The following is a 19,588-nucleotide window of genomic DNA, read 5'->3' as shown; positions in this document are numbered from 1 at the left end:
GAAGCGGATGCCGGGGATGCGGCGACCGACAGCGCACCAAGCGCCATGAGTCCCGCGACACCCCCGGCCAGCGGACGCAACAACCGCGCCCACAGGGGATCGGATATCTCCACCAGTGCCAGACCTTACTCACGAGCGCACAGGCTGGCGCCCGCTGTGCGGTGCGCGCGCCAGTCCGTGCAACAACGGCTACTGATCCATAGCCCGGCCAAAGGTTGACAGATAAACAAGTGAAATTGAATAAAGAAATTTTGATGTTGCATGTTGTTTATCTTGGTGCCACAAAATCCCAGCTACCCGTGTTTATTGACGAACCACCAGCAATGAATTACCGTCCGGTAATCGGTACGCACTCCCCGATAAGGAGTCGACTTCCTTCCAATGGACTGCCGATGGCACGTCGAACCGACTGCGGGCCGGAGAGCGCCCCACCCGGATCACCCGGCGAAGGGGGGCCGCTGAGCGAGATACCTCGGTCCGGGTCGGGTGACCTACTCTGCTTGCCGCGGCGATCTACGGCTCCGCCCGCTGTATACGATCCCGGACCGTCCCGGGCGGGCCACGCATCCCTGGAAAGGCGCCTCCCCGGGTGATGTGTACATGATGGCCGTGTCAGGGTGATTTCGAGTCGTGCCTCCTCTGAACCCGCCTCGTACAGCTCGCATCGAGTGGCTGACCACCTTCGACTGCCGCAATGGGCTTGGACAGGGGCCACCCACCCAGCGTCGGAGTCCGCCTGGCAGAGAAACGGGGAGCTGGAGCAGCAGGGTGTGCAGACGAGGGGACTGCGTGGTCCGTAGCGATGGATGGGGGCGGCACGCAGCATGCATGGGCCGATCTCCCAGGGCGGACACTGCTGGGTGGCAACCACTGAGCGCTCGCGAGGAGTCAGCCGGAGCTGAATGGGGCGGCTCGGCTGGCGGTGGGTGGCGTCGTGGGCCTCGTCGAAGGTGTGCAGGCCGATGGCTGAAGCCATTTCGCGCCGGGGACGGGGAGCGCTGGTCCCGTGTCGCTCTTCACCGTAGCGGCAGGAACTGTCGCGGTCCTGCTCGGTGTAGGTGACTGGCTCGTCGTCCGGTTCGGACTCGGGCGGGCTGTCGCTCTCGCCGGTGATCTCTTGCCACTGCCGTCCATCTCGGGCGAGGGCCCACAGGTAGGAGATCCGCTTGGGGTCGTGCCGGTTTCGGGCGCGTACGGCGAGGTGTTCGCCGTACGCGCTGGTGACGACGAGTTCGTCCAGGGAGGTGGCGCGTTCCTGTGGGATGCACAGGGCGGGCAGGAACCAGCCGCTGTGCCACCTTCCGCAGGGGTGACCGGCTTCTGGGCAGGTGCGCTTGCTGACGGGGGTGCACTTCCAGATCTGCAGGCGCCGTACGCCACCAAGAATCATCATGGTCAGGGGGGAGGCGATGCGTTGCCAGGGCACGTTGTCCACGCGGGCCCAGGGCACTCGGTCGATCAGGGCGGAGGTCTCGTCCCCGGTCACCCACAGCGGAGCGATGTTCAGGGCCCTGGCGTTGGCGGAGCGGCGACGTACGGTGCTGGCGCTGAGGGGGGGGAGTACTGCCCTTCCCATCCGACACTTCCGCCGGCTCCGGTCACCAGTACGTCGGTGATCACCTTTCCGTCTGCGGACCGGGCCTCGGTCTGCACCTGGAGCCCGTTTCGGGACGCGGTGCGAGCGATCCGCTCCTTCATCGCCTTGTGCTTCTCGCCCTCCTGTGGCGTAGCGACATGGGTGAGCGGCAGGTGGCCGCCACCCACGCGACGGTGCCGCCGCGGCGCTGCCGGCGTACGAACATCCAAGGCGTCTTGTCGGCCAGTGCGCACCGGCATTGGCCGCCGTCGCAAGGCAGGCGGTTGTGAGCGGAATCCGGCCCCGCGAGCGAGCCGAAGCCAGCCCACCAGACCCCTTTGGGTATCGATCGGGCCGGTGCTGCCGTGGCAGGAGAAGCTACCGGGCCCGCAACTGGTAGAGGACCGGCGGTGTCTGGAGGGCACCGTGCTCTAGCCCCGGCACTGTCACCGGCCGGCCCCCACATGTGAGGGATGCAAGTGACGGCACAAGCCACCGGCATCACCCCCGTCAGTCCGCCAAGGGCGCCGTCAGGTTCCCGATCCGCGTGACCGCCCAGCGCACCATGATCACGGTCACGAAGCCGCTTGCCGCGACAGCGGTGACGATCGATGCGGCGGAGCCGGAATGCAGCGCGGTCAGGAACGGGACGACCAGCAGGGCCACCGCCGCGAGCATCCCGGAGCCGTACCAGCCCAGGAACAGCACCGGGCCCAGGCTGCCGGCGGGAGACTGGGCCGACGACATCAGCAGATGGTGCTTGGTCGCACCCCGGCAGGCGTTCACCAGCGAAGCGCCCACCAGCGCGGGCACCAGGGCGGGCGCCAGCAGCGCGCGGGCCCCCGCGCCCTCCGCGGCCAGGACCCCGGCCGCCACCAGCGTGCCCACCAGCCCCAGCGCGACGGGCACCGCGGTGTGCCGCAGCATCAGGTCCCGATAGGGGTAGGGCGCCCAGGACGCGCGCCGGGTGTCGTCGGTCTCCAGCCGGGCCGGCTCCATCAGCTGGGTCAGCGACCAGTAGCCGAAGATCAGTGCGGCCAGCGCCGCCGTCACGCCCGTGCCGCCGTGCGCCGAGGCGGCCAGCACCGCGCCCAGCACGGCCAGTACGCCCAGCACCACGGCGCGGCCCAGGCGGCCCGGGGCGCGCAGCAGTGCGAGGCTGTCGCGCCACGGTACGGCCAGTTGCGCCCAGCGGGGCGCCGGCAGCCGCCAGCGTGCCGATCGGCCCCCGCCGGTGACCCCGGCGACCACTTGCCGCGCGGTACGGAACTCCACCGTGCGCAGTGCGGCCATCACCCCGGTCGCGGTGCGCGAACGCCGTCGTACGGCGGACAGCGCCAGCGACCCGGAGAAGCGGTGTGCCGCGACCAGCGCGCCGGCCACCACGACCGCCAGCAGGACGCCCGCGACCTGGCCGCCCGGCAGTGCGGTCGGTGTGGGGGCCAGCGCGGCCAGCCCGGCCCAGCCCCAGGGCCCGGACCACAGTTCGACACGTTCCAGTCCCGGCAGCCGGTTCCCGTTGACCGCGAGCACGGTCTGGGCCGCCAGCGCCAGCACGGTCATACCGACGTACGGAGTGGCCAGCCGGGCCCAGCGGGCCACCCGCTCGCTGCCCTCCACCGCGGTGGCCAGCGCGGTCGCCAGCAGGGGCATACCAACACCGCCCAGCAGGCACCAGCCGAACGCGGCCGGCAGCCCCACACCGACGGTCAGGCCCAGCGCGACCGTGGCGATGGCCGAGACAAGCAGCCCGGCGCCGCCGGAGATCGCGGCTGCCCCCCAGAACCACGGGCGCAGCACCCGGCCGACGTCCACCGGCTGGGCGAGCAGCCAGTCCACGGTCTCGCGCGGCGGCACGACCGGGCCGCGCCACTGGGCGTCCCAGGCGGCGACGAGCAGCCATCCCAGCCCCAGCGCGCAGGACCCGGCCGGCAGGGCGGCCAGGATCGCCGGGCCGTGGCCGGAGTAGTCGGCGCCCATCGACTTCTCGAGGAACAGCCCCAGGCTCGGCAGCCCGCCCCACACCGCGAGGAGCAGCGCCACGCAGTAGACGGTGTAGCCGATCTGGCCGGCCTTTTTGCGGCGGTGCGGGGTGCGCAGGTCTCGGACGAGCCGCAGGGTCTCCCGGGTCCAGTCGTCCTCGTCGGACCAGGCCGCAGCGTGCTCGCCGGTGTCCTCTGCGAGGGCGGTCACCGGGCACCGTCCGGGCTCTCGGCCAGCCAGGTCAGTCCGTCGGTGCCGGTGGCGAGCACCTTGTCCGGGTGACCGTCGGCGACCACCTTGCCGTCGCTGAGGACCAGCACCTGGTCGGCGACCGCGCGGGCCAGCTCCCCGTGGTGGGTCACCAGGAGCACACCGACGCCTTCCGCGGTCTCCTTCTTGATCAGGTCGGCCAGCTGCCGGCGCGCGCCCGGGTCCAGCCGCTGTTCCGGCTCGTCCAGGAGCAGCAGGTCACGCGGCCGGACCATCGCGGAGGCCAGCAGCAGGGACTGGAGCTGTCCGGAGGACAGGGCCCCGGGCAGCGCGTCGGCGTGGTCGGTCAGCGCGCGCTCGGCCAGGACGTGGCCGATCCAGTCGCCGGCGTCCTCCACGCCGTGGGCCACCGCCACCAGCTGCAGGTGCTCGCGCACGGTGAGGTCGGGGTAACAGGCCGCGGTGTCGCCGACGACCGCGACCCGGGCCCGGACCGCCGGGTCGTTCTCGTTCATGGGCCTGCCGTCGAACTTCACGGTGCCGGTGCTCGGCTTGTCCCGGCCGGCCGCTATGCGCAGCAGGGTCGATTTTCCGGAGCCGTTGTGGCCGAGCAGCGCGACGCACTTCCCGGCCCGGAGTCGCAGGTTCATGGTGGCCAGCGCGGTGCGCTTGCCGTAGACCCGGCTGACGCCGCTGAGTTCGAGCAATGGTGGTGCACCCATGTCGCCGGGCCTCTCGTCAACCGCGATCGCTGTCCCCGCTTCGGCCTCGGACGACGGCCCGGAGCGGCCCGGCCATTCTCCACGGTCGACCTGGACGGAGGCCATCGGCCCGCTGTTCGCCCGCCCCGAGGCACCGAGGGGGCCGGCATGCACGATGTTCCTGTCCGGGTTCGCGGCCCTCCACGCCCGAGCCCTCCCCTGCCTCGCCCGCCACCGCACCGGCGCCCCCACCGCCGGTGGAGGTGTACGCGGCCGACCGGAAGCAACGGCGCGGGAACCCACCGTGACCGACCGCGATCCCGCCCTCGCTCCGCGAGGCTCACGGGGCCCCCGGCCCCTGGCGCGTACTCGTGCCGATGGCGGCGGGGGGCGTCCCTCGTACCGTCGCGCCGCGTCAGATGCGATGGACCGTGTGGAGGGCCCGGGCGTAGGTGCCCGTGCCGTCCAGGAGTGAGGCCCCGCCCAGGTCGGACATCGTGGGTCCGTTGATCGTCTTTCGGCTGGAGAGGAAGCGCCTTCCGCCGTCCGTGTCCTTGCCGAGGTAGATGCCGACGTGGTCCACCGTCGGCGTCGTGGTGTCGTCACCGGAGTCGGCGTTGAACAGTACGAGGTCGCCGGGCTGGAGGCCCTCGGCGGCCGGCGGATTCGTGCCGTCCGTCCGGTCGATGCGGACGCCGGGCGCGTAGTCGGCCATGGATCTGGATTGGCGCGGTATGCGGGAGTGGGAGGTGTCCTCACCCGCGGCCAGTGGCACGCCCATGTGGTAGCCGTAGACCATGCGCGTGTAGCCGGAGCAGTCGAGGTTGCCGACCTGCTTGGCGGACGGGCCGGTGTGGGTGCCGTCGGGGAAGGTCCAGCCGGTGTTCATGTACTCGTGGAAGTCGGCGCCCTCGTAGCGGTTCCCCTGCGGGTCGAGGTAGCCGTAGCCCGACTCGCCCAGGACCTGCTTCCCCTCGGCCGGCCCGGCGCCGGCGACCACCCCGGGCGCGCCGGCGAGGAACGTGGCCGCGTAGGCGAGGACGTCCGGGGCCGTGGAGCCGGACCACTCCCGGACGGTCTTCTCCAGCTCCGGGGTCCAGGTGCCGTCAAAGGGTTCCGGGAGCACGCGCACCCAGTCGCCGTGGGTGACGGCGGGCGGGGCCGCCCAGTTGGCGGCGTCAACCTGGAACCGGCTGACGAGCAGTCTCACCGGCAGGTTGGTGCAGCCGTCGTTGGCGAGTGCGCGCAGGCCGACCCGGCCCTTGCCGAAGGTGGGGTCGGCGACGTCGAAGGCCCAGTCGGACGGTTCCGCCGAGGCCGTACGCCATGCCTTCGCGCGTATCCGGGTGCCCTCGCGGCGGACCCGGATCGTCCAGTCGGTGCCCGCGGGTACACCGGTGGCGAGGGAGACGGCCGGTGCGAGCTGGGTGACGGTGTCGGCGACCTCCTTCTCGACCCTCAGCTCGACCGCGCCGGAGGTGAGGAAGGAGAGCCGCGCCCGGTAGTTGTTGTGGGTGTCCTGGTAGCCGAAGGACAGGGCGAAGGAGCAGGCCTGCCCGGTGGGCACCTTGTCGAACCGTCCGACCGTGCGCACGTCCACGTCGCTGATCTGGTCGTCGCGGACGCTGGCGTGGCGGCTGGCGAAGTCGGTGGTGAGGGTGATGACGCCCGTTCCCGGCACCACCGCGTAGTCGCTGTCGGCGGGTCCGAGGGTGGACCAGGCGCCGCCACCGGGGGATCCGCCCCAGTACACGCGCTGGTCCTCCGGCAGTGCCGGGTCGGGCAGCGTGCGCTGGAAGTCGTCCGCGAACGGCTTCTTGTTCTCCGTGAAGGTGCGCTGCGGGCCGGGCAGCAGAACGGTGCGTGCCCCGTGGGTCAGCAGCGCCACGCGCCGCCCGCCGGAGGTGACCTCGGTGCGGGCCGGGGCCCCCGGCAGCACGGTTGCGGTGAGGTGCGCGGCGAGCGTCTCACGGATGAAGTAGTCGGCGTTCAGCGGCGGCAGGGTCACGGCCGATGGGCCGGAGGCCGGTCCGGACGGCAGGGGCAGCGGCTGGACCGCGGACGGGGCGGCGGCAGCCGGCTGGGCGGCGCGTGCGGGGGCAGCGGTCAGGCCGCCGAGCGGGACGGCGGCAGCGGAGGCTGCGAAGGCGGCAAGCACATGGCGCCGTGAGGTGTTCGACATACGTTTCATGATCCCCGGATCGCGGCCGGTGCCGGTAGTGCATAAGGGAGTTGACCTGTGCTTCTTGGCGCGCCGGATGCCACGTGGCCTCTGTTGGTCGCGGCGCCCGGCAGTGTCGCGTGCGCACGCTCCCGTGTCCGCACCGACGCCGACGCCCTGCCCCGGGTTACGAGGACGGGAGAAGCCTCGGCAGCGACCTCCCACAGCGCGGGCCGGCCCGCGTGCCTCCCGCACCCCGCCGCAGAAGGACGCAGGGACTTTCTTCACGCCTTTGTTCATGTCTTGACTGAACCCCGACAAGACTGTTTCGATCTGGGCGCGTCCCGAGGAACGCGGAGGGAGGAGAGGTTCCCCGTACGCCGTCCGGCCCGGCAGCACGCGCACGGGCCGAGCGGGCGCCACCCGACCGCATCGTCCTCATGTCCGCCGGGAACTCGGGAGACCCGCCGGGCACGCAGCAGTCGATCGACCGTCAGGGGCCGTGCGACACCGCCCACAGGGCGGGACCGCGTACGGCCTTCGTATCGCACCAGGAAGGAAGGACATCGTGAGACGTTCCCTCATAGGGGCAGCCGCGGCTCTCACCTTGGTCGTTCTCGTCGGCACGGCGTCGGCGGCCCCGGCCGCCGTCCCGCACCACGGCCCCTCCGTGACGGGCACCTACTCCACGGGCGCCGACCACCCATGGCAGTCGCTGCCGGCGGTGAGCCCGGGCGCTCCTGCCGACGCGACCGTGGTCGTCGACCCGAGCACCACCCGCCAGAAGTACTCGGGCATCGGCTTCTCGCTCGACGAGACCAGCGTCTCCAACCTGTGGAAGCTCACCCCCGCCGAACGCGAGAAGGCCGTCCGGCTGCTCGTCGACCCGAAGACGGGAGCCGGACTCAACCGCTTCCGCCTGACGATCGGCAGCCCGGACCTCATCGAGCACCTGCCGTTCTGGTCCGAGGACGACCTTCCGCCCGGCGTGACCGACGACTTCCAGCTGAAGCACTTCTCCATCCAGCGCGACATCGACCTGCACATCATCGACACCATCAAGCTGATCCAGCGCTACAACCCGAAGGCCACCTTCTTCGGGTCCGCGTGGAGCGCCCCGGCGTGGATGAAGACCAACAACCGGTTCACGGGTGAGGTCGCGCTCAAGCCCGGCAGTACGACGGACTACTACCAGGTCGGCAAGCTCCGGGACGACTGCATCGACGTCTTCGCCCGCTACTACGTCAAGTTCGTCCAGGCGTACGCCCGTCACGGCATCCGCGTGGACGCCCTGACGCTGCTGAACGAGCCCGGCATGGACGTCGTCTACCCGGCGATGGACATCAGCGTGGCGCAGCAGCAGAAGCTCGCCCTCGCGATCAAGAAGGCGCTGCACAAGGCCGATCTCAACACCGGGCTGTACGTCCACGACTTCAACTTCTGGGACTGGCGCGACCCGAACAGCACCGCGACGAAGAACTACTACCGCATCTTCAACGACGCCCCGGACGGCTCCGTGACCGGCCGGCAGGTCCTCAACGCGACGGACGCCGTGGCCTTCCACCCCTACTGGGGCGACCCGACGGTGATGCGCGACGCGTTCGAGCAGACAGGCAAGCCGGTCCACATGACGGAGACCAGCGACCTGTCCGCGGCCACGATCCTGAACTACTTCCGCCTCGACGCGAGCTCGTACGTCCTGTGGGCGCAGACCACCGACCAGGACGGCGGCACGCTCCACTGGACGCCTGCCCGGGACAACAACATCGACTGGGACGAGGTCGCCGCGACCACCAAGTGGCCCGACCGCCTGGTCAAGGTGAACACCACGACCAAGGACTTCACCGTCCGCGACGAGCTGTACGCCATGGGGCAGTTCGCCAAGTACCTGACGCCGGGCGATGTCCGGCTGGAGTCGAGCACGACGGCGAACGGCGTGAGCAACGTCGTCTACCGGCACGGCACCGACCGGTTCACGGCGGTCCTGGGCAACACCAACAGCACGGACTCCACGGTGCGGGTGGTACTGGCCGGCACGTCGTTCGCGGTGAAGGTCCCGGCGCACTCGTACGCCACGTACCAGTGGAAGCAGCACGTCCCCCGCAACACGTACAACAGGGCGCCGGTGGTGGCCCCCGTGCCGGATGTGGTGGCGGACCAGTACGCCACGCTGCAGGTCCCCCTCAAGGCCACCGACCGCGACGGCGACCGGCTCGCCTTCTACGCGACCGACCTCCCGGACGGCATCACGGTCAACGCCGCCACGGGAGTAGTGACGGTCAACCCGACGGTGGCGGGCGAGCACGATGTGTCGGTGTACGTCACCGACGGGACGGCGCGCACGAAGGCAACCCTGCACGTGACGGTGCGCCCGCACAGCGCACCGGTGGGGGTCCGGGTCGAGGCGGAGTCGTACGCGGCCCAGCACGGCTGGACGACGGGCGGCGCCAACTTCATCGAGTCCAACCCGGCGGCGAGCGGCGGCGCGAACGTGGGCTGGACAGCGGCGGGCAACTGGCTCGACTACGGGGTCGACGTCCCGAAGCCCGGCACGTACGACCTGGAACTCCGCGTCGCCACGGGCGGCGGCGCGACGGTCCCGAACGCCCTCTCCTTCCGCGACGCCGCTGGCACGACGTTGGCCACAGCGTCGGTCCCGAACACGGGCGGCTGGGGTTCGTACCAGTCGGTCCACGTCCCGGTCACTCTCGCGGCGGGCGACCAGACGGTCAGGCTCTTCTGCGAAACGGGCGGCTTCAACATCGACTACTTCCGCCTGTCGTAGGGCACTGTCGGCGGCCCGCCGTCACTCCCCGGCTACGGGCGAGGAGTGACGGCGGGCCGCCGTGCTGAAACCCGCATTCCACGAGCGAGCAGGTGCGTCCACAACGGCCGGCAATATCCTGCGGTCATCCGGAGGAGACCGAATGTACGTACACGGCGACGCTGTCGGAGTTTCCCTCGTCGATCAGTACGGAGAGGGTGAAGTGTCCCTTGGATACCGTGCCTGCCTGATACTTCTGGATATCCTTCGTGTCGCGGCCGGCCGACCGAGAAAAGTCATCGAAGAGGTCTCGGATGTCAAACCGGGGCAGGGGTTCGATGCCCATGGAGTCGAAGTATTCCGGAACCCGGTACGCGGGCATGGCGAAGACGAACCGGGCTTGGCCTGCCGTCCTGCCGCCGGTCCCCTCCGTGCATCGGAACACGTCGGAGGCTTCGCCCGGAAGTACCACACCCCAGTCGTGGGCTGTGCCGGCGGCTTCCGCCCGGCCGGAGCGGGTGCACGACTCCCCCGCCCCCGCCCAGGAAGGTGCGTGCACGCCAAACACCGAGACATACCCGAACCCCAGGACCGCCAACGCGGCAAAGGAGGTGATGTACAGCTTCGAAGAGATACGATTTCGCACCAGAAGTTCACTTTCCCACCGGCGGGGCTGGCTGTCCTGCGCGGCAAGCTCAGCGGAGCTCACCGCATCGGACCGTGCCAGATGCTGTCCGTACGGCCGGACTCCATCGCGGGGAGGCCCCCACCCGTTTCGTACGTCATCGCGCTGCTCCGTCCCGTGATCACGTATTCGCGCGCAATACCCACATCATGGAGGCGAGCGAAGTCACCGAAGTCGTAGGGTCCCACCCTCTCGCCGTAGTCGAAGTTGTAGGCCTTACGGAACTCGACGGAGTAATCAATGACGGCCTTGTCCCCTCCCTTGGCCTTTTCGTTGTGGCCGGTCCCGGTGATCCTGAATTGGTAGCCGCGCATCGCGAAATAAAGGTCGGGATCCTCCCGGAAACCCACCGAGGCGTCCTTCCACTTGCTGTCGACTCCCACCGTCTCCCCTTCGGGAACCGACGTCATCTTGCTGTCCAACTCCTTGAGAGCAGCGGTGATGGCCTGCTTCCCCGTGTCCAGGCTCAACAGCTTCTTGATGTCGCCCTGCTTCAGCGTGTACGGATCCCCGGAATTTCCGAGGTAGTGCTGGGTCATGTCCGCGGCCGTGGTCAAAAGCGTCGCATACCACCACCCGACCAGTTCCCCGAGCCGTGCATAGTTCATGCGGTCCTTGATTCCCAAGTCATCCGACTTGGATCCCCAGGAACCTGTGTTCTTCATGTCGTTAGGGGCGTCATGGCCAGTTCCGTACACAGGCGCGGGAGGAGGAGTGTGCGCGTGACAGAAGGACGGGTCGACGTCGCACCTGGTCAGTCCGGTGGGGTCACTGAAATTGACGGGATTGTTGGCCGAGTAGCTGTACCCGTTCACATCCTGCGGAGAGTACTGGGCGTTGAGCGGGTCGGGGCTGAGGAAGCGGTGGAGTCCCGGGTCGTACATGCGGGCACCGAGGATGGACAGACCCGTCGAGTCGTCCTCGGGCTTGCCGAGGAAGCCGCGGTCGGTCGCCGCAGGCAGGCCGGTGGAGCGCTGCTCCCCGAAGGGCTTGTAGCGGCGCCGGGTGACGACGCCGGTGGCGGCGAGGACCATGAGCTGGGTGGAGGCCTGTCCGTCGGACATCAGCCAGGTCAGTGAGCCGTTCGTCGTGCCGTCGCCGACGCGCATGGCGACGGTCGCATCGCCCGCGGTGTAGTAACGGGTGGCTGCGGGACCGCTGGTGCCGCGCTTGTGCAGTTCCTGACCGGACAGGTACAGGACGCTCTCGCTGGTGTTGCTGCGCAGCAGGATGTTGCCGTCGGCATCGTAGACGTAGCTGCTGTTGACCGGCCCGGTGACCTTGCTCAGCCGGTGGAGGGCGTCCCACTGGTAGCTGGTAGTGACGCCGCCCACGGTCCGGGTCTTCATCTGTCCCGCGCCGTAGTAGTCGTAGGTCTCGGTACCGGAACTGGTCTTGATGCCGGTGACCGCGTGAGGACGGGCCGCGCCGGGAGTGTAGGACTGCTGGTCGGCGGAGTAGCCGGGGTAGACGTAGTCGCGGACGGTACTGCCGGTCGCCGTGGTGTCGGTGACTTTCTGGAGGTTGCCGATGCCGTCGTAGGTGTAGTCCTGCTGGTACGGAGCGAGGCTGCCGGCGAGGTCGGGGCTGAAGGCGCCCGCGCAGCCGCCGCCGGCCTGCGTCGTCCAGGCGCGGGTGAGGCGGTTCAGCTCGTCGTAGGTGAAGCACTCGCGCTGGCCGGTGACGTTGTCGGCGACATCGGTGATCTGGCCTGCTGCGTCTCGGGTGTAGGTGTCGTTCTGTACGGACGGTGTCTGGCTGCTGGTGGTCGTGGTGATGTTGGTGACCCAGTTGGTGGCATCGTCGTAGGCGTAGCTGCGGCGTGCCGTGGTGCCGGTGGATCCCGTGGTGCCGTAGGTGCGCCCGGTCAGGCGCCCGATGGCGTCGTAGTCGGTGGCGTTGACGTAGGTGGCGAGACCGCTGGTGAGTGTGTCGGGCATACCGTTGTCGTCGTACCCGGTGGTCACTGTCTCGGTCGGCAGGCCGGCGGTTCGGGCGTACCCGACGCTGGTCCGGTGGTCGGCCGCGTCGTAGCCGTAGGTGGTCGAGTAGCTGCCGGCCAACCCGTTCCCGTCGTCGGGGATGGTCACGGTGACGCCGGTCTGGCGGCCCCGGGCGTCGTAGCTGTCGACTGTGGTGGTGTAGGCCTTCCCACCCGAGTACGACGTCGCCGTCGCGGGCTTGCCGGCTCCGAGGGTGGCGGTGTCGTAGGTCCGGGCGGTCAGCACCGTGCCGCCGGCGCTGGTGGTCAGCGGCCGGTTCAGGTTGTCGTACGCGTAGTCGACGGTGACGTTGCCGCCGTCGGTCGCGGACTGCAGGTTGCCGTTGCCGTCGTAGGTGCTGGACGTCGCTCCCGTGTCCGGCTCGGTGGTCGTGAGACGCTCGCCGAGCCAGTTGTAGGTGTACGTGGTGACGTTGCCCTTGGCGTCGGTGATCTTGGTGGGGTGGCCACTGCGGTCGTACTCGTAGTTCGTGGTGTAGGTCGACGGACCGAACTCCACGACCTTGGACGTCTGACCGAACACGTCGGTGTAGGTATTGGTGCGCTCGCCGACAGCGGGCACGGTAGTGGTGTAGTCGCCGTGGTAGTTGGTGACGCTCTGACCCTGGATCTGGGCGTCGCCCTTGACCAGGATCCGCGACTGGGTGGTGCGGCCGGCGTAGTCGATCACGAGATCGGTGTACGAGGGCAGGGAGTCCACTGTGGGGTAGACCATGCCGGTGCCCGCGTTGCCGGAGTTGTAGAACGCCGCAGAGGTGCCGGTGACGTTGCCGGAGGTGTCGTAGCGGGTGGAGACCACGGTGCGGCCGGTCCCTGTTCCGGCGGGGGACTGCGTCTCGCGGGCGCGGCCCAAGCCGTCGGCATAGGCATAGGACGTGAGGTACGTGCCACCTGACTGCAGGCTCTCGCTGAGAACGCGGGGTGGCGTGTCGGTGCTGCGGACCAGGTTCGGCACGCCCTCGGAGTTCGGGCCCATGGAGATGGTGTAGGTGAATCTCATCGAAGGGGTCGTGCCGGCGTCGTAACCGGCCATCTCGGTCGGCTTCCAGACCTTGGAGACGCGGCCGACGGAATCGTAATCGACCCGGGTGTACACACCGTTGGCGTCCAAGATCTTGTAGGGGGTGCCCCACAGCCGCGAGGACCACGTCGTGGTGCTCATCTTCGTCCCGGGCCCGGAACCATCCGGGTCGGGGGTGGTGGCCTTCACGCCGCCGGTCGGCCAGGAGGTGGCCGGGGTGTAGGTGGTGGTCGTGGTGTGGTTGGCCTTGACGGTGGGGTCGCTGCTGGCGCTGCCGATCCCGTCGGTGGTGGACCGGACCCGGCCACCGCCGTCGTAGGTGCTGGTGACGTCGCGGTAGTGCGTGGCGTCGGTGTACGAGCGGTCCGTGGTGACGTTGCCGTCGGTCGGCTTGTCGGACGCGACGGACGTGGCCCCGTCGTAGAGCTTGACCGTGTAGGAGTCCTGGTTGGCGGCGCCGCGAGCGGCGCAGTCCGCGGTGTAGTGCCTGGTCTCGTCGGGCAGCACCATCCAGCGCTGGACCTGCGAGTCCGGGAAGTAATCGGTGTTGTAGGCGCGTCCGTAGGTGGTGCACCGGTTGTCGTCGGTGTCGACCAGGCCCCAGTCGTTGGTGCGCAGGGGAAGTCCGTAGGTGGTGCTGACCGGGTCTGTGTCGTCGTACTCGTCGTTCACGACGTGCTCGCGCCAGCCCGAGGAGGTCAGTTCGTCCGTCGTGGTCTTCGCGTCGCGGACGAAGCGGGCGTCGGGCAGGCCCTCGTAGGTGGCGGTGGTGTGCGCCCAGTAGGTGTGCCAGACCCGCTCGTGGGACTGTCCGGTGCCGTCGCGCCGGCTGGACTCCAGGGTCTTGCCGTTCAGCCAGGCGCGGTCGGGGACGTCGGCGCTGCCGCTGTCGCCGTCGGTGACGTTCACGCTGCGCGTGGCGGACGGGTCGGTCTTCGAGGTGCGGTCGCCGTCCAGGCCGCGGTAGAGCCAGTAGTAGGTGGAGGCGGCGTTGTCCTTGGTGCCGGTGAAGACCTCGACCTGCTGGTAGCCGCGCCAGTCGGTCCAGGACTCGTCGTCGTCCTTGGTGAGCGGGTCGTTCGGGAAGGCCCAGGCCGGCTTGCCCTTGTAGTCGTAGGTGGTGGTCATCACCGGGTCGCCGTCGTCATCAGCGCCCTTGCCGACTCCGGGGTCGACGCTGACCTTGTGGACGAGGTACTTCTTGAACCAGCCGCTGCTTGCCGACGTCGCCCCCTCGGGGGTCCAGGTCTGCTTGAAGCAGTCCTGGGTGTTGGACGACTCGCTGGGCGGGTCGGCGATGTCGCAGCCGTTCGGGTCGGCGTCGTAGTTGAGGTAGTCGACGTCGACGAACGAGCCGAGGTCCCCGTGGACCTGGGTGACCCGGCGGAAGTTCAGCACGTGGTCGCCGAGCTGGTTGTCCCGCCACTCACCGTTGAAGTTGATCGTCGGCAGGGTGAGGTCCTTGCCGTCGCCGTAGCCCTTGCGCTCCACGTAGTCCAGCCACAGGGTCTTGCCGATCGTGCCCTCGGGGTTCGGCAGCCCGTACTTCATCTGGTACTGCATCGCGGGGTCCCACGTCGAGGAGTCGTCGTCCCGGACGAAGGTCTTGATGTCCCACAGCATGTCCGTGGTGAAGAACGTGGGGGACGCCGTCTGTCCCGTGATGCTTCGGCAGTTGTCGTCGGCGGCCGTACCGTCGCACAGGAGGTCGGTCGGCACGTCCGGGTACGCCTCCGGATGCAACGACAGTGCAGGGCACGGATCAGGATCGTTCGCCAGCGGGTCCTTCTCGGCCATGCGGTCCACGCAACGCCCCACATGGGTGAGCTCGACCTTCGCGGGCAGCTGCGCTCCCGCGATGTCCGAGGCCCAGCCGTACTCGATGCGCACCAGATAGCCGGCCGCGTCATAGGCACGCGCCTTGTCGGCGTTGGCCCAGGACCGGTAGTGGTTCTGCTGCTTCTCGTAGAAGTAGGCGTTCTCCACCTCGTGGGGATCAACGACCCGGTCCAGGCCCCAGCGCCAGGCCTGCGTGCACGGCTCGGGGCGCTGGCTGTAGCAGGGTTCTCCGGGGTCGTTGCCGACCACGGGCACCGTCAGCACCGAATGCGTGTAACGGTCCCAGTTCGGGTCCGGGTCCGTTCGCTCGGAGCGGCCCCAGCCGAAGTAGTAGCGCATGCCGTCCTGCTGGGAAACCACCCAGTACTCGTCATCCGCGCCATGACCGCCCGTCAAATGCTGCACTCGCCAGCCCGGGTCGTCCTTCACATGGTACGAACCGGTTCCGGTGCCGTCCTGGACCAGCTCGGACGTCACACCGTTCAGGTTGATCACGTAGATGGCGCCGTCCGGCTCCGCGCTCGAGTTCGGGGAGTCCCAGCAGAGGTCACCGACTCCGGTGAGGCCGTCCGTGCTGCATCCGCGGTACCGCCGCTCGACGTAGCCGACGTTCAGGTCCCAGCCCAGACCGGCCCATGAGGCCTGGGTGTTGGCGGCCGAGGTCAGGCTGTCCACCGCTTGCGAGTTGTAGCTCAGGCTCAGCCCGGGCGTGGAGCCGGTGGGGGCTTTGGGGACCTGGATGGGCAGGTTGTAGTTGAACGCACCCGAGCCGACGGACACATTCCATGAGCCTGACGGGCTCAGGGTCGATGCGCGGTAGTCGCCGGCATCGGACGACGATGTCGACGCCACGGCGTAGACCGACCCCGTACTCGTCGACGCCGCCTTGGCCGCAGCCCCGAGGGAGTCGGGCACGAGCTCGCCCATCGGGTGTCCGGCCGGATCGCCGTCGGCCTGGACCGTGGCCGTCATCGTGCCGGCTTCGACGTCGTTGCGGGCCTTGACGAACACCGGTTTGTGCGCGGAACAGCCCTTGGCACGCGGTGTGCTCAGGGCACACGCGGGCAGCTGCACCAGTCTCAAACGGGAGGCGAGGTCACCACCGTAGGCGTACTTGAATCCCGAGTAGTCCAGCGTCACCTGCACCGCGCCGGACTGGGACAGACCGTCACTGCGGGTCAGCCGGACGCCGAGGCCGAGGCCCCCGGCTTCGGCCAGGGACTTGCGGTCCAGGACCTGCACATCGACGTCCCGTGGTGCCGGTACCGTCACCGGGCCGTTCCGCAGACCGGGAACGACGGCGCCGGAGTCAAGGCCGTCCTTGACGAGGTCGGGCTCGGGAGCAGGAGCGACGGACACCACGGCGGCCTTCGCGTCGGAGCTGGTGCCACCGGCCTTCACCACCGCGCCGGAGGGCGCAACCGCCAGAGCCTCGCCGGCCTTCAGCCCGCCCAGGTGCACCCGCGCCGCCGTCGCCTTGGGCCACGTGAGGCGTACCGGCTCGCCCAGGGTGAGATCGGAGCGGTCCGCCGGCGCCGTACCCGCCCGCTGCACCGGCACGTTCACGGGAGGTTTCGCCTTGGCCGCCGCGGGCGCCGCGGGCGCCGCCACCGCAGGAACACCCGACAACACAGCGGCGACCAGGGCACCGGACACCGCCAGCACCAAGCGCTTCCCACGCCAGGACATGAAACTCCCACCCCGCACACAAAACCGGCGCGGGGTCGCGCCGGCGAGGGCCGACCATAACGGCTGGTTAACTCAAGGGGAAGATCAATAAAACCGGCAATAGCGATCAGACGACACCACCCACCCCGAAGAAGCCTGTGACCTGCACCACTTTCGACTCCTTCAGGTCCCTGACCTGTGCTTTTCATCGATACTGCACTGGCGCGGGCCCGCTGGCGGGTGATTCAATCGCCCCCGCATCGAGCCACAAGGGGTTGGGAAGCGCCGTGAGCGAAACGAGTCCGGTACTGAGCCGCCGACAGCTGATCAAGTGGACCGGCGGTGCGCTCGGCGTAACCGCACTCGGATCCGCCGCCGTCGCCCTGTCCGGGGGCACGGCCAGTGCGGTCAGCGCCTCGGCGCGATTCGACCTGACCGACGCGTCGGACGAACTCTTCCGCGAGATCTGGCTGCAAGAGACCCGCGTCCTGCAGTCGTTCTCCTTCGACAACACCAACAAGCACCTGTATGCCGTGGGCCTGGTCCAGGGCGGTCGACAACTTCCCGGTGAGTCGCGGGCCTACACCGGCACCGAACGCGAGGCCAACGGCGACCTGTGCGTCACCCGGCTGGACCTCACCGGCGCCATCATCGGCCGCATGTACCTCAAGGGCTTCGGCCACGGCGTTTCCATCGCCGCCGAGCCCTCGGGCAACAGTGCCTACCTGTGGACCGAGACGGATTCCGTCCAGGCGCTCGACTCCGCCACCGGCCAGTACATCGGCTGGGGCACCCGACTGGCCCGCTTCAAGTTCGCCAACGGTGCCGTGCTCACCCCGACGTCGCCCCAGCTCACCAAGTACAGCCCGGTCGCGGGGGCCGACCGGACCACCATCGCCATCGACCCGGTCAACAGCCGCTTGGCCGTCCGCCACCGCCCCGGCAGCACCGGATCCACCTTCAAGTACAACCTCTACGACCTGGCCACCTTCACCGCCGGCACCTTCACCCCGCTGGCCACCATGACCCAGCCCGCGGGCCTGGGCACCTTCCAGGGCTTCACCAGCCTCGGCCAGTACCTCTACCTCATCGACGGCAACTCCTACTCCGACAGCAACCCTTCGCCCGGCAACACGTACATCACCTCCGTCGACTGGAACACCGGCACCACGAAGCAGCGGGAACTCACCAAGGCCGGAACCAGCCTGCTCTTCCGCGAACCCGAAGGGCTCGCGATCCAGATACCGAACACCGCCGACACGACCAAGTGCCGCCTGGTCATGGGCTTCGCCAGCAGTGCCTCCGACACCGACAGCAACAGGAAGGCCAGCTTCTACTACAAGGACAGCCTGGTCTGACCGCGCCGTCGCCGCTGCCCTGCCTCCCTGGGTTGCTCGATATCCGCCCGCCGCTTCGTGATCCCGAGCACCCATGGAGGGCAGGGGTGCGCGGGCCCGCACTCGGCGCCCGTCCTCCCCACCGCGGCGGAGAGGACGCCCCCGCCCCTTTGTTGCGCGCTCGCGCCGGTGACCGGAGGCGTCCTTCGTCTCGTCGCGGCGCAGCGCCTGCAACTCGGCGAGGCCGGGGACGTCCTCCTGGACGTAGAGGCCGGCGCGTGGGCGCTGCTCTACCGCGTAGGGGACACGTGGCGGGTCCGACAGGGCGGTCCTGCCCGGCTGTGGGACGACGTCGAGAAGCACATCATGCAGTGGCAGGGCGCCGGCGCACCGGGCCTGGACCGCTTCGGGCTCATGGTCCCTCCGAACGGAGACCACCGGTTCTGGCTGGACGCCCCCGACTGCCCATTTCCTGCGACCGGGTGAGGTCGGCACCACGCAATACCTGCACAGCCGATCGGGCTCTGTTCCGTAGTCGGTGGTGACGGTGGGTGCCTATGTGCTGAGCAGGATGCGGTGGCGGAGGAGTTCGAATCCTGCTCGGCCGTGCATCTGTCGCATGATCCGTTTCGTGTGGGTGTTGACGCCTTCGGTGCGGCCCTTGTTCCAGGGGAGGGCCAGGCCGGCGTTGACAGCGGCACGGTCGAGTTCCAGGCCGTTGCAGAAGCTGTGCGGGTGGGGCAGTCCTACGCAGCGGGCCTGGGCGATCCATTCCGTGAGCTTGGAGTCGTTGCGGCTTGCGGGCGTCAGGAGGGCGGCGAAGTCGCGGATGAGGGCGGTGAGCTGGGTCATCTCGGTGCAGGCCGTGGTGAGGAGGCCGAGTAGCTCGTGGACGAGTTCCCGGCACGGGCCAAAGCGCAGAACTTCACTCCGCAGGGTCGTTCAGAGCATGGCCGACGAGAACATCGTGCTGCGCGAAGCCCTGGCGAAGATCAAGGCAGAACTCGCAGCGGAGCGAGAACGGGTTCACGCACTGGTACGCGCTGCCACCGAGCTGTCCCTGGAGCTGGAGCAGACCCGCGAAGAACTCGCAGCGGTGCAACAGGTCACCCGGCTTCCGGGTCCGCGAGGAACTGGACGAATTCCCGGCTGAAGCTCGGCACACTCCACCGTGCGGTCAGGTTGGGCAGCGTCGGGCCACGGCGTCGGGGACCTCGCGGGTACTCGGGCTTGACTGGTGAGCTCGCATGTTGCGGTGTCGCGTATTCCAGCTCAGAGCGCCCCGATCGGTCACTTTGGGTCATGCGGGCGGTGTCCAGGGACCGGCCCGGAGTGAGTATGTTCGTCCGATGGCGCGTTCGAAGCGCTTCAGGAGGGGAGAGTGCCGGTGGACGTCGTCGCGATTATGGAAGCACTGGCTAAACAGGGCCTAACGGTGCTGTTCAAGGCCGACGCCGAGCGGATGGCAGAGAGGGGCAAGCCTTGGACCTTCGTCGCCAGTGGAGCGCCGTTGCGCGAGGACGTCCTTGTGCGAACCGATGCTGCGTCTGTGGAGCAATGCCTCGCAGTGTGCTTGCCCCGCCTGCGTGAGCTGGGCTTTTCGTTCCCTGCGTGAGAGAGGGTGTGACCGATCCACCGCCC

At 69.0% G+C, this 19,588-nt stretch carries 10 protein-coding genes and 1 pseudogene; 5 read left to right on the top strand and 6 right to left on the bottom strand.

All coding sequences use genetic code 11. The features are described 5' to 3' along the window. Positions 1-2,086: 2,086 nt before the first annotated feature. The 3 genes from ACIP64_RS13340 to ACIP64_RS13330 form a co-directional block, all read right to left on the bottom strand. Positions 2,087-3,769 (bottom strand): hypothetical protein, encoded by a 1,683-nt coding sequence (locus tag ACIP64_RS13340; RefSeq protein ID WP_401585073.1) that lies wholly within the window; start codon positions 3,767-3,769, stop codon positions 2,087-2,089. Continuing rightward, positions 3,766-4,491, bottom strand: coding sequence for an ABC transporter ATP-binding protein (locus ACIP64_RS13335; RefSeq protein ID WP_401585070.1), 726 nt, complete (start codon positions 4,489-4,491; stop codon positions 3,766-3,768). The genes ACIP64_RS13340 and ACIP64_RS13335 overlap by 4 nt, the downstream gene beginning before the upstream one ends. A 394-nt stretch (positions 4,492-4,885) precedes the next feature. Further along, positions 4,886-6,652, bottom strand: a complete 1,767-nt coding sequence (locus tag ACIP64_RS13330; RefSeq protein WP_401585067.1) for an NlpC/P60 family protein — start codon at positions 6,650-6,652, stop codon at positions 4,886-4,888. Positions 6,653-7,199: 547 nt separating this feature from the next. Here ACIP64_RS13330 and ACIP64_RS13325 point away from each other — a divergent pair. Next, on the top strand, positions 7,200-9,416 hold the full coding sequence (locus ACIP64_RS13325) for a carbohydrate-binding protein (RefSeq protein ID WP_401585065.1): 2,217 nt from the start codon (positions 7,200-7,202) through the stop codon (positions 9,414-9,416). A 124-nt stretch (positions 9,417-9,540) separates the two neighbouring features. Here ACIP64_RS13325 and ACIP64_RS13320 read toward each other — a convergent pair whose 3' ends face one another. Beyond that, complete coding sequence (locus ACIP64_RS13320; RefSeq protein ID WP_401585062.1) at positions 9,541-10,104, bottom strand: hypothetical protein; 564 nt, start codon at positions 10,102-10,104, stop codon at positions 9,541-9,543. Then, positions 10,101-16,631: an RHS repeat-associated core domain-containing protein gene (locus tag ACIP64_RS13315; protein WP_401585059.1), complete on the bottom strand. Its 6,531-nt coding sequence runs from the start codon at positions 16,629-16,631 to the stop codon at positions 10,101-10,103. Before ACIP64_RS13315 ends, ACIP64_RS13320 begins: the two co-directional genes overlap by 4 nt. Positions 16,632-16,897: 266 nt before the next feature. Here ACIP64_RS13315 and ACIP64_RS13310 point away from each other — a divergent pair, with 266 nt between their 5' ends. Next, positions 16,898-17,968: a Tat pathway signal sequence domain protein gene (locus ACIP64_RS13310; protein ID WP_401585056.1), complete on the top strand. Its 1,071-nt coding sequence runs from the start codon at positions 16,898-16,900 to the stop codon at positions 17,966-17,968. A 168-nt stretch (positions 17,969-18,136) separates the two neighbouring features. Further along, positions 18,137-18,433 (top strand): hypothetical protein, encoded by a 297-nt coding sequence (locus tag ACIP64_RS13305; protein ID WP_401585053.1) that lies wholly within the window; start codon positions 18,137-18,139, stop codon positions 18,431-18,433. Positions 18,434-18,502: 69 nt separating this feature from the next. Here the strand turns inward: ACIP64_RS13305 and ACIP64_RS13300 are convergent. Continuing rightward, positions 18,503-18,832 (bottom strand): annotated as a pseudogene (locus ACIP64_RS13300) (transposase); the annotation flags it as partial. A gap of 64 nt (positions 18,833-18,896) precedes the next feature. Between ACIP64_RS13300 and ACIP64_RS13295 the strand changes: the two are divergent. Both ACIP64_RS13295 and ACIP64_RS13290 read left to right on the top strand, forming a co-directional pair. After that, on the top strand, positions 18,897-19,100 hold the full coding sequence (locus tag ACIP64_RS13295) for a hypothetical protein (RefSeq protein ID WP_401585051.1): 204 nt from the start codon (positions 18,897-18,899) through the stop codon (positions 19,098-19,100). 234 nt (positions 19,101-19,334) lie between these two features. After that, positions 19,335-19,562 (top strand): hypothetical protein, encoded by a 228-nt coding sequence (locus ACIP64_RS13290; protein ID WP_401585049.1) that lies wholly within the window; start codon positions 19,335-19,337, stop codon positions 19,560-19,562. Positions 19,563-19,588 lie beyond the last annotated feature (26 nt).

Source organism: Streptomyces sp. NPDC088733 (genome assembly GCF_044751185.1).
Lineage (GTDB): Bacteria > Actinomycetota > Actinomycetes > Streptomycetales > Streptomycetaceae > Actinacidiphila.
Note: the sequence above shows the minus strand (reverse complement) of the source record. Positions and strands in the feature narration are given on the sequence as shown.

Bases quoted from the DNA above. Each gene is read 5' to 3' on its own strand.
- ACIP64_RS13295 (WP_401585051.1), top strand. From the start codon at position 18,897: ATGGCCGACGAGAACATCGTGCTGCGCGAAGCCCTGGCGAAGATCAAG.
- ACIP64_RS13330 (WP_401585067.1), bottom strand. From the start codon at position 6,652: ATGTCGAACACCTCACGGCGCCATGTGCTTGCCGCCTTCGCAGCCTCC.
- ACIP64_RS13315 (WP_401585059.1), bottom strand. From the start codon at position 16,631: ATGTCCTGGCGTGGGAAGCGCTTGGTGCTGGCGGTGTCCGGTGCCCTG.
- ACIP64_RS13335 (WP_401585070.1), bottom strand. From the start codon at position 4,491: ATGGGTGCACCACCATTGCTCGAACTCAGCGGCGTCAGCCGGGTCTAC.